Genomic DNA, 4648 nt, shown 5'->3' with positions numbered 1-4648 from the left:
TGTAAGAAATGAGAAGATATGGAATTTTGAATTTCATATCTTCTTATTTTAAGTGAGTAAATTATATGATTATAATAATGAAAAAGCAAGATACTTACTAAATTTATAAAAAATATAAATATAATTTATTAAAAATAAAAAAACTGAATAATAAATATCAACAAATAAATATTACAAACAAAGGAAAAAAATTATAAGTGAAGAATAATGAAAATGTTTAATAAATTTATGATTTTTTATATGGGGGTAAGAATTATGAGAGGAAAATTTTTAAGGAAGGTATCACTTTTAGCTACGGTTGCTTTATCTATGCAAAGTGTTTATGCATTAGCAGTACGTAATGATAAGGTAGATATAAGTAATATTTATGTAGAACAAATGAAAAGTAGTGTAAATAATAAATTAATGCTATGGTATGATGAGGCAGCAACTAATTGGGAAACACAAGCATTACCTATTGGTAATGGTCATATGGGGGGGATGATATTTGGAGGTATAAGCACTGAAAGAATACAATATAATGAAAAAACTTTATGGACTGGTGGACCAGGTTCTTGGGAAGGATACAATGGTGGTAACAGAGAGGGAGCTTGGGAGGCAGTTCAAAAAATAAGAGAAATATTAGCTAAAGGTGAAACACCTTCTAGTTCATTATTTCAACAAGCTTGTGGTATTGGGGGATTAACAACCAATCCTAATGATCCTAATAGTGGATATGGATATGGTTCTTATCAAAATTTTGGAGATATTTATTTAGATTTTAATATTAATGAAAATGATGTAACAAATTATAGAAGAGAATTAGATATTGAAGAGTCTATATCTAAGGTTAAATATACTTATAATGGAGTAAATTATACAAGAGAATATTTTATGAGTTATCCTGATAATGTAATGGTTGTGAAAATAACAGCAGATAAAGAAAATGCTCTTTCTTTTAATGTAAGAAATGAAGGAACTCATGAGGGACAAGATGTTATAACTGTTGAGAATAATACTATTAAATTAAGAGGAACTCTTACTAATAATGGTATGAATTATGAATCTCAAATTAAAGTTTTAAATGAAGGTGGAACTGCCATAGGTGAAAATAACAAGGTTAGAGTAGAAGATGCTAATGCAGTAACTATAATAATGGCGGCGGGAACAGATTATGCTAATGTATATCCAGAATATAGAGGAGAAGATCCTCATGAAGGAGTAACTAATAGAATAAATAATGCAATAGAAAAAGGTTATGAAAGTTTAAAAGAAAGACATTTAAAAGATTATAAAGAGTTATTTAATAGAGTTGAATTAAATTTAGGAGAATTAAATCTAAATATTCCAACAGATGATATGTTAGAAAATTATAAACGCAATCCTGGGAATAAAAGTTTAGAAAGTTTATTTTTTCAATATGGAAGATATTTGTTGATTTCTTCTTCTAGGGAAGGTAGTTTACCTGCAAACTTACAAGGAGTTTGGAATAATAGCAATAATGCACCTTGGGCATCAGACTATCATTTTAATGTGAATTTACAAATGTGTTATTGGCCAGCAGAGGTAACCAATCTTTCTGAAACAGCTATACCATTAGTGGAGTATGTAGATAGTTTAAGAGAACCAGGAAAGAAAACTGCAAAGATACATTGTGGTATTGATGATGATGAAAGTTGGACTGTAAATACTATGAATAATCCTTTTGGCTTTACAGCTATGGGATGGGATTTTGACTGGGGCTGGGCTCCAACATCAAATGCATGGATATCTCAAAATTTATGGGAACATTATCAATTTACAGAGGATAAAGATTATTTAAGGGATAAAATTTATCCAATAATGAAGTCAGCAGCAACTTTTTGGACTAAATTCTTAGTAGAGCATACTATGGAGGATGGAAAAACCTATTTAATATCCTCTCCAAGTTATTCACCGGAGCATGGTCCGAGAACTATGGGAACAACTTTTGATCAAGAGCTTATATGGCAATTGTTTACTGATACTATAAAAGCTAGTGAAGTTTTAGAAATAGATGATGAATTCAGAGCAGAACTTAAAGAAAAAAGAGAAAGATTACTAAAGCCTAAAGTAGGTAAACATGGACAAGTTCAAGAATGGATGGAGGACATAGATGATCCTAATAACACTCACAGACATATTTCCCATTTAGTAGGATTATATCCAGGAAATCAAATAAATAAAGTTGACACACCAGAATTGTTTGAAGCAGCTAAAGTTACTATGAATCATAGAGGCGATGGGGGAACTGGATGGTCTAAAGCTAATAAAATAAATCTTTGGGCAAGATTATTAGATGGAGATAGAGCTTACAAATTATTGCAAAATCAATTAACTGATAGTACTTTAAGCAATTTATTTGATACACATCCACCATTTCAATTAGATGGAAATATGGGAGCAACTTCTGGAATAGCTGAAATGTTACTTCAAAGTCATTTTGGAACAATAAATCCATTACCATCATTACCAACAACTTGGGCAGATGGTTCTTATAAAGGATTGAAGGCTAGAGGAAATTTTGAGATAGGAGCACAGTGGAATAGTAATTCTTTAGATTTATTAACTATTAAATCAGGTTCAGGTAATGATTGTTATTTAGAATATCCAGGAATAACTGAAGCTGTTATAGTAGATGCACAAGGTAATGAAATAATCACAGAAGTAGTTAAGGATAATGTAGTGAAGTTTAAAACTACGGTAGATGGTGAATATACTGTTAATAATATTCCAAAGGAATCCCCTGTAAAAGTTGAAGGATTAAAAGTTATAAGAAATGATAAAAGTTCTGTTAAATTAACATGGAATGATGCTAAATTTGCAGAAAGTTACGATATATATAGAAAAGGAAAGGGAGATGTTTTCGAATTAATAGGAGAAAATATTTCAGAAAATATATTTATAGATGAGAATGCCCTAGAAAATAATGAATATACATTTACTTATTATATAGTAGCTAAAAATTCCACAGGACAATCTGAACCATCAGAAAAAGTAGAGGTAGAATCTAGCATTTATGTAAGTGATTTTAATTGGGTATCTGCCACTACAGGATATGGAACTATAAATAAGGATAAAAGTTGTGATGGTAGAATTATTACTTTAAAAAATGAAAATGGAAATGATGTTACTTATGAAAAAGGTATAGGTACTCATGCTAATTCTACTATCATATACAATATTTCAGACTATGGATATTATGATTATTTTGAAACTTTTGTTGGAGTTGATCAAGAAATGGCTGGAACTGTGGCATCCATATCTTTTGAAGTATATTTAGATGGAGAAAAGGTATTTGATAGTGGATTAATGAATCATAATACTCCTCAAAAGTATATTAAAGTTCCTATAAAAAATAAAAGTGAATTAAAACTTATAGTTAAAGATGGAGGTAATGGTATAGGGTCAGACCATGGTAGTTTTGGAGATGCTAAATTAATAAAAGTTTATGAGGTTAGCAATTTGGGAGATTTCAATAAAAATGGTACTATTGATATAGGGGATTTATCTATAGTATCTAAGTATTATGGACAAAATATTAAAGAGTTAGATTTAAATGGGGATGGACTAGTAAATGATTATGAATTAAACTTCATAATGAATAAAATTTTAAACTAAAATAAGTTTTTTAATAAAAGTTATGATAGGACAATTTCAAATTAAATATTTTCCTATCATAACTTTTATTTATATTTTAATATAAAATAATAATTTTATCATTTAAATATAATTAAGTACTTTTTACCCATTTAGAAAATGGAGTAGTATAATTATTTGTTTTATTTTCTTTTACATATTTATAAAATTGTTCTAAAAGTTCTTTTCTAGAAGTTTTTTCTTTAAGATCAATACCACCTTCATCTAATTGTTGATTTAAAATATCTGCAATAGATAAATTTTCTTTATTATTCATCATTTGAAAAAGTGCCATAAAAGAAGTAGTTCTTCCCTTACCATGTTTGCAATGAAAATGAAGATGAGCATCCTTTGGAAGAGTTTTTATAAATTCTACAAATTCATCAATAGTAGCAAGTTCAGGAGTATGACCATCTCTTATAGCTAAACGCTTATATTTAATATTATGTTTTTTAGTAAGTTCTTGTTCAGAAAGAACAGTTTCTACTTTTAAAACTTCATCAACTTTACCACTTTTTTTATAAATTGTAAGGTCACTATTTGGTTTTATAGTTTCTAAAAGCTTTTTTTCTGCTGATAAAGTTTGTTCAGAGCTTAAATCTTTATTTATAACTCCATGCTTTTTTTTATTCTTAGTATAGAAATTTATTGCCTTATTGTTTATAAAACCATGAGATTCTTGTCTTAAATCTACCACATATAAATTAGTGCTATTTATTTTATCTTTTATATGTAACAATTGAGAAGGCGTAAATTGTGCACTTCCAGACATATTTAAACCTTCAATAATTCTAAAATTTTTAGGATATTCACATTTGTCTTTTCCTTCTAAAGATATGGAAATATCCTTATCACTAATAGATAAAGTATTATTAGCTAAATTAAATATTTTAGCATTTACCTTTACAGGAAATAAGAATGTAAATAAAAGCAAATAGGTGAATAAAATTTTATTGAATTTTTTCATTATTTTAACTCCCTTTTTATTTTCTTTTTCTAGTTAATATATTTT

At 28.0% G+C, this 4648-nt stretch carries 2 protein-coding genes; one reads left to right on the top strand and one right to left on the bottom strand.

All coding sequences use genetic code 11. The features are described 5' to 3' along the window. Positions 1 to 255: 255 nt before the first annotated feature. A complete protein-coding gene (locus tag GBZ86_RS12955; protein WP_152891286.1) occupies positions 256 to 3618 on the top strand; it encodes a glycosyl hydrolase family 95 catalytic domain-containing protein in 3363 nt (1120 codons plus the stop codon). A gap of 112 nt (positions 3619 to 3730) precedes the next feature. Here the strand turns inward: GBZ86_RS12955 and GBZ86_RS12950 are convergent, their stop codons facing one another. Then, on the bottom strand, positions 3731 to 4603 hold the full coding sequence (locus GBZ86_RS12950; protein WP_152891284.1) for a phosphatase domain-containing putative toxin: 873 nt from the start codon (positions 4601 to 4603) through the stop codon (positions 3731 to 3733). Between the last annotated feature and the right edge of the window lie 45 nt (positions 4604 to 4648).

Source organism: Clostridium tarantellae (genome assembly GCF_009295725.1).
In the GTDB taxonomy this organism is placed as follows: Bacteria; Bacillota; Clostridia; order Clostridiales; family Clostridiaceae; genus Sarcina; species Sarcina tarantellae.
This window is presented reverse-complemented; position numbering and strand designations above follow the sequence as displayed.

Excerpts from the sequence above, each read along its gene's own strand:
- GBZ86_RS12955 (WP_152891286.1), top strand. The coding sequence starts at position 256 with ATGAGAGGAAAATTTTTAAGGAAGGTATCACTTTTAGCTACGGTTGCT.
- GBZ86_RS12950 (WP_152891284.1), bottom strand. The coding sequence starts at position 4,603 with ATGAAAAAATTCAATAAAATTTTATTCACCTATTTGCTTTTATTTACA.